This is a genomic window from Streptomyces sp. DvalAA-14, from assembly GCF_900091855.1.
Classification (GTDB): Bacteria; Actinomycetota; Actinomycetes; order Streptomycetales; family Streptomycetaceae; genus Actinacidiphila.
The window spans coordinates 1-5,880 of sequence record NZ_FMCH01000643.1; the positions used below are offsets into that span (position 1 = coordinate 1).

At 72.4% G+C, this 5,880-nt stretch carries 6 protein-coding genes; 2 read left to right on the plus strand and 4 right to left on the minus strand.

All coding sequences use genetic code 11. From position 1 onward, the window contains the following. Positions 1-144: 144 nt before the first annotated feature. On the minus strand, positions 145-1,248 hold the full coding sequence (locus GA0115240_RS34195; RefSeq protein WP_093742879.1) for an SDR family oxidoreductase: 1,104 nt from the start codon (positions 1,246-1,248) through the stop codon (positions 145-147). 140 nt (positions 1,249-1,388) lie between these two features. On the opposite strand from GA0115240_RS34195, the gene GA0115240_RS34200 reads away from it, so the two are divergent. Next, positions 1,389-2,900: a zinc-dependent metalloprotease gene (locus tag GA0115240_RS34200; protein WP_093742880.1), complete on the plus strand. Its 1,512-nt coding sequence runs from the start codon at positions 1,389-1,391 to the stop codon at positions 2,898-2,900. Further along, complete coding sequence (locus GA0115240_RS34205) at positions 2,897-3,433, plus strand: NUDIX hydrolase (protein ID WP_256070195.1); 537 nt, start codon at positions 2,897-2,899, stop codon at positions 3,431-3,433. The genes GA0115240_RS34200 and GA0115240_RS34205 overlap by 4 nt, the downstream gene beginning before the upstream one ends. 154 nt (positions 3,434-3,587) lie before the next feature. On the opposite strand, the gene GA0115240_RS34210 is transcribed toward GA0115240_RS34205, so the two are convergent. From GA0115240_RS34210 to GA0115240_RS34220, 3 genes are all read right to left on the minus strand, one after another. After that, on the minus strand, positions 3,588-4,349 hold the full coding sequence (locus GA0115240_RS34210; RefSeq protein ID WP_093742882.1) for an AIM24 family protein: 762 nt from the start codon (positions 4,347-4,349) through the stop codon (positions 3,588-3,590). 16 nt (positions 4,350-4,365) lie between these two features. Continuing rightward, positions 4,366-5,049 carry an AIM24 family protein gene (locus GA0115240_RS34215; RefSeq protein WP_093742884.1) on the minus strand — a complete coding sequence of 228 codons (684 nt, stop codon included), beginning with the start codon at positions 5,047-5,049 and terminating at the stop codon, positions 4,366-4,368. 6 nt (positions 5,050-5,055) lie between these two features. Continuing rightward, positions 5,056-5,880: AIM24 family protein (locus GA0115240_RS34220; protein WP_141709069.1), on the minus strand; the 825-nt coding region annotated here is incomplete at its 5' end.

Genomic DNA, 5,880 nt, shown 5'->3' on the forward strand with positions numbered 1-5,880 from the left:
GCCGCCGCCTTGGGGCCCGCCGGTGCCGGTCGCGCCGCCGCCGCGGTCGGGCTCGTCGTCAGCCGGAGTCGTCGTCACCATGCCGCCTCTTCTGCCCATGCTCGGTAAGGGCCTTCCATTGTCGCCTGCCCGCCTTCGCGCCCATCACAGGCCACGGCGCTTGCGGGCGCGGCGCACCGCGGCCGCCGCGCCCACCAGGGCCACGGTGGCCCCCGCCGCACCCAGCGCGGTGGCGTCCTTGCGGCCGAGCCGGCGGCCGGCCACCGAATTGCGGCCCGCGACCTCCTCCAGCAGCTCCGCGAGCACCTCCTCGTTGCTCCAGCGGGGCCGCCAGCCCGCCTCGTGCAGCCTGCTGCCGCTGACCACCCACGGGTGCATGGTGTAGGCGAGGTCGCCGGGCGGCGAGGGGGTCAGGCCGAGCCGGTGCAGGCGGGAGGCGGCGCCGAAGGCGATCGAGGGCGGCAGTTCCATCCTGCGGATGCCGGACAGTTCCTCGACCTCCTCCTGCTCCAGCCATCCGTCGCAGCCGACCGCCATCTCACCGTCCACCTTCTCCAGCACCGCGTACTCCAGCGCGGAGACCAGGTCCTGGACGTGGCAGAACTGCCAGCAGGGGCGGCTGCCGGCCACCACCAGCAGCCGGGGCGATTCGAAGTAGCGGGTCAGCGCGGTGTCGGTGCCGCCGACCAGGATCGCCGGGCGCAGCACCGTCACATTGAGGCCGGGGTGCGCTCGGGGGGCGCGCCGGCCGAGCCGCTCGACCTCCAGCAGGTCGTCCACGAAGCCGGCCTCGGAGGTGGCCCGCAGCGGGGCGTCCTCGGCGAGCGGCACATCGTTGTCGGCCTGGGCGCCGTAGACCATCGCGGAGGTGCACAGCACCGCCCGGTGCACACCGGCCGCGGCGGCGGCGGTCAGCACGGTCTGGGTGCCGCGGACGTTGAAAGCGGAACGGGCCTTGGCGTCGGACTCCAGATCGAGGTCGAGCGCGAGGTGCACGACCACGTCGGCGCCGCGCAGCTTGTCGGCGATCGCCGGATCGCGCACGTCGAGCACCCGCCAGGTCGCCCCCGGCACGTCACCGCGCCGCTCGTCGATCGCCACGACCTTTCTGACCTGGTCGGAGGCGACCAGCCGCTGGGCCAGCGCGAGGCCGACGCCGGAAGCCGCTCCGGTGATCGCGACGACCGGTCCCGCGGCGGCCCGGCCTGCGCTCCGCTCTGGGCGAACGTGTCCTTCTGGGGAACTCACCGGGTGTCTCCCACGGTTGTCTCAGTTACGTATCCAGCCATCCTGCCGGACAGGTGTCTAGGCTGGAGGTACAGCCCATCACACAGTGCGGACCACGCACCCCACACACTGCCCATCACGACACAGAGCCGAGGAATCCCGTGAGCGACATCCCATTCGGATTCGGCGTCCCTCCCGAGGAGCCCGACGACGGGGACCAGGGCAAGGAGCGCAACGGCGGGGAGGGCCAGGGCGGCGGCCAGCCGGGCGGCCCCTTCGGTTTCGGCGGCCCCGGCGGCGGCGACAACCCGTTCGCGGCGATGTTCGGCTCGCTGAACCCCAACGACCTCGGCGCCGCCTTCCAGCAGCTCGGCCAGATGCTCTCCTACGAGGGCGGCCCGGTGAACTGGGACATGGCCAAGGACATCGCCCGCCAGACCGTGGCGCAGGGCACCCCGGACGGGGTGAAGGACGCCAGCGTCGGCCGCGCCGACCGGGACTGGGTCCAGGAGGCGCTGCGGCTGGCCGACCTGTGGCTGGACGGGGCGACCTCGCTGCCCTCCGGCGCGGGCACCGCGGTCGCGTGGAGCCGTGCGGAGTGGGTCGAGGCCACGCTGCCGGTGTGGAAGGAACTGGTCGACCCGGTCGCCGAGCGGGTCGCCGGCGCCATGGGCGACGTGCTGCCCGAGGAGATGCAGGCCATGTCCGGGCCGCTGCTCGGCATGATGCGGTCCATGGGCGGCGCCATGTTCGGCTCGCAGATCGGGCAGGCGCTGGGCACCCTGGCCGGCGAGGTGGTCGGCTCCACCGATGTGGGCCTGCCGCTGGGTCCGGCCGGCAAGGCCGCGCTGCTGCCGGCGAACGTGGCCGCCTTCGGTGACGGCCTCGGCGTGCCGCAGGAGGAGGTCCGGCTGTATCTGGCGCTGCGGGAGGCCGCCCACCAGCGGCTCTTCGCGCATGTGCCGTGGCTGCGGGCGCACCTGTTCGGCGCCGTCGAAGGCTACGCCCGGGGCATCAAGGTGGACACCGCCCGCCTTGAGGAGGCGGTGGGCCAGCTCGATCCGTCCCAGCCGGAGCAGCTGCAGGAAGCACTCCAGCAGGGCATGTTCCAGCCCGAGGACACGCCGGCGCAGAAGGCCGCGCTGGCCCGGCTGGAGACCGCGCTCGCGCTGGTCGAGGGCTGGGTGGACGCGGTGGTGCACGAAGCGGCGGCGCCGCATCTGCCCTCCGCCGGCGCGCTGCGCGAGACGCTGCGGCGGCGGCGGGCGACCGGTGGCCCGGCCGAGCAGACCTTCGCCACGCTGATCGGCCTGGAGCTCCGGCCCCGGCGGCTGCGGGACGCCTCCCGGCTGTGGGCGTCGCTCACCGACGCCCGCGGCATGGAGGGCCGCGACGGGCTCTGGGCCCACCCCGACATGCTGCCGACGGCCGCCGACCTGGACGACCCGGACGGCTTCGTGCACCGCGAGTCCTTCGACTTCTCCGAGCTGGACCAGATGCTCGGCGAGGCGGCGGAAGAGGCGGTGGACCTGCAGAAGAAGGGTGACGGCCGCAAGGAGTCCAAGGGTCCGCGGGACCCCGGGGCCGAGGCCGCCGACAGCTCCGACGGGGACGACAGCGGCTCCGACATCGGGTCCGACGGGGACGACGAGGACGGCGACGCCAAGAAGTGAGCGACCTGCACGCGGACGCGGTGCGCGTCCTGGACGGCTGGAGCGCGCCCGATCCCGGCCAGGACAAGCTGCGCCAGGAGTATCTGGCGTATCTGGCCGAGCACCCGGACGCCATGTGGCGGCCCTGCCGGGAGGGGCACCTCACCAGCAGCGTCCTGGTGGTCGATCCGTCCCGGGAACGGGTGCTGCTGACGCTGCACGCCAAACTGCGGATGTGGCTGCAGATGGGCGGGCACTGCGAACCGCAGGACAGTACCCTGTCCGGCGCCGCGCTGCGGGAGGGCGCCGAGGAATCCGGGATCGCCGGGCTGCGACTGCTGGTGCCGGACCCGGTGCGGCTGGACCGGCACCTGACGCCCTGCGCCTGGCATCTGGATGTGGAGTACGCCGCGCTGGCCCCGCCGGGCGCCGTGGAAGCGATCAGCGAGGAGTCGCTGGACCTGCGCTGGTTCTCCTACGAGGAGGCCGCCGAAGTCGCCGACGGCTCGGTGCGGGCACTGCTGGACCGGACCCGCGAGCTGCTCGCCCGCTGACGGCTGCGGGCCGGGTGCCGGCAGCGCTGCCGTCACCCGGCAGTCGGCACTGACGGGCGTGGCAGCGGCGGGCCATGAGACGGCGCAGCGTGCCGCGGCGGGGTGTCCCGGACCACCGGGACACCCCGCGGCGGTTGCTCACGGCCCTTGCGGCTCAGCCGTTGGACCAGATGTTGCCCGGGTTCTGACCGTGGCCGGCCGCGCCCAGGCCGTACTGGGCGCGCAGGCCGCCGAGTGACACGTTCTGCGGCGGCATCAGCTCGCTGGGCTGGACCAGGACATAGCCCTGGCCGACGAAGTTCAGCTCCCAGCCCTCGCCGGTGTTGCCGCGCCGGCGGAACACCGAGGAACTGCTGGTCTGCGCCTGCATCTGGACCCGCAGGCCGGTGGACCAGGCGACCACCGCGTCGGCGTCGCAGGACACGTACTTGTCCGGGGTGACCGGCATCATCAGCGGCTTGCCCGAGGTCATCAGGGCGGCCTTGCCGCTGCCGGCGATGTTCAGGTTGTACTGCCCGGTGCCGGACAGGCCGAACTGGCTGTCGACCGCGATGACGTCCCAGTGCAGCCCGGAGTCGAGGGCGAGCACATAGGCGCTGTCGACGGTCAGCCCCTCGTGGTCCACGTCGAGGATGTGGATCTGCTGCGCGAGGTTGGCGAGGTAGACGGTGCCCTGACCGGAACAGCGCATCAGGTCCAGGCCCTCGGCGGTGTGCCGGCGGTCGCGGCGCTGATACGGCGACTGGTACTCGCCGTCGAACTCGATCATGCCCTGGTAGGCGACCATCGAGCCCTTGCGGGCCAGGCAGTCGGGGCCGGTGTTGCCGTCGAGGCGGACCCGGAGCAGATAGGAGTTCTGCAGGCTGTAGTGGTCCTGGTTCTGGACCTCGGTGTAGGCGAAAAGCGGGCTCTGCATGATGTGTCGCTCCCCCTCAGCCCCGGAACCGGAGCCGGTCAGTGCTGTCCTCGCTGGGCTGGACGACCACGAAGCCCTGCCCCGAGAAGGCGATCTGGAAGGCCTCACCGCTGCCGCGCCCGATCAGCGACGACGCCTTGAGACTCCGCTTGGCCTTCATCTTCAGCCCCGACGACCAGGCGACGAGCGCGTCCGGGTCGACGTACGTCTCGTCGGCGCCCGAGCCGCAGTCGACGACGATCGGGGTGCCGCGCGAGGTGATGGCGACCCAGCCGACGCCGCTCACCCCGACGTTGAACAGGCCCTGCCCGGCGAATTTGGCCAGGCCCTTGACCCGCTCCACGCCCCAGGTCAGGTGGGCGTCGAAGGCGAGCAGATTGGTGCCGTTGACCGACACCGACTCGTTGTTGATATTCAGGCACACCACGTCCGCGCCGTAGTCGGCCAGATAGAGCAGGCCGTCGCCGCTGCACTTCATCAGCGGGGTGTTCTCACCGGTCAGCCAGGACGACGCCATCTGCCGCACGGCCGGCGGATTCGGCTCGTACTGCACGAAACCCTCGTAGGCGATCATCGAGCCGCTGCGGGCGAACAGGTCGTGGCCGGTCTGCATGGCCACCTTCAGCATGGCGGACCCGTGGTTCTCCATCCGGGCGGCGACCGGTGTGGGTGCGTAGCCCGCGATCATCTGCTGGTCCATGGCGGGTCACACCTCGTAGGGCTGGACGACGATGAAGTTGCCGGGGGCGCCGCGGAACTGCAGGTTCACGGTCTCCCCGCTGTGGCCGGGGTAGGCGGTCCTGCGCAGCCGCACCTGGCTGGAAACGATCACCTGGGCGGCGGCCGACCAGGCCACGATGGCGTTGCTGTCGGCGTAGGTGGTGGGGGTGACCGGGAGCACCACGGGGGTGCCGTGGGTCTTGACGATCACGGTGCCGGTGCCCTGGAACTGCATGGTGAACAGGGCGCCGCCGGGGATGCCGTGGCCCTCGATCCGGCGGACCTCGTGCTGCAGGCTCTCGTCGAAGGCGAGCACGTTCTCGGCGGAGACGCAGATGGCGTCGCCCTGCAACTCGATGGGGTGCAGATAGGCCGCGTTGTCGGCGAAGAAGACCTGACCGGGGCCGGTGCAGCGCATCAGCTGCATCTCCTGGCCGGTCATGTTGCCGATCACGCGGCCCTTGAAGCCGGCCCCCTTGTAGCTGAAGTCGACCTTGCCCTGGTAGAGCACCATGGCGCCCTGCCGGGCCAGCGCGGGCTGGCCGCCGCCCTGGCCGAGGTCGGCCCGCACCATCTTCGGATTCTGCAGTGTCCAGCGCTGGCCGGTGGGCGCTTCCTTGTACTTCTGCAGGGAGACGGCCAGGCCCGCGCCCTGGGTGGGCAGGGACGCCTGCTGACCGTAACCGGCGGGCGCGGCGCCGGGCTGGACCGCGCCGAATCCGGGGCCGGGCGGCTGGGCGTAGCCGGGGGGCTGGTTGTAGCCGGGGGCCGGGGGCGGCGGCGGTGGGCGGCGGGACCTGGCCGAACGGGG

What these genes read in the sequence shown, in the direction of transcription:
- GA0115240_RS34210 (WP_093742882.1), bottom strand. Translation starts at nt 4,349, where the DNA reads ATGCAGAGCCCGCTTTTCGCCTACACCGAGGTCCAGAACCAGGACCAC.
- GA0115240_RS34215 (WP_093742884.1), bottom strand. Translation starts at nt 5,049, where the DNA reads ATGGACCAGCAGATGATCGCGGGCTACGCACCCACACCGGTCGCCGCC.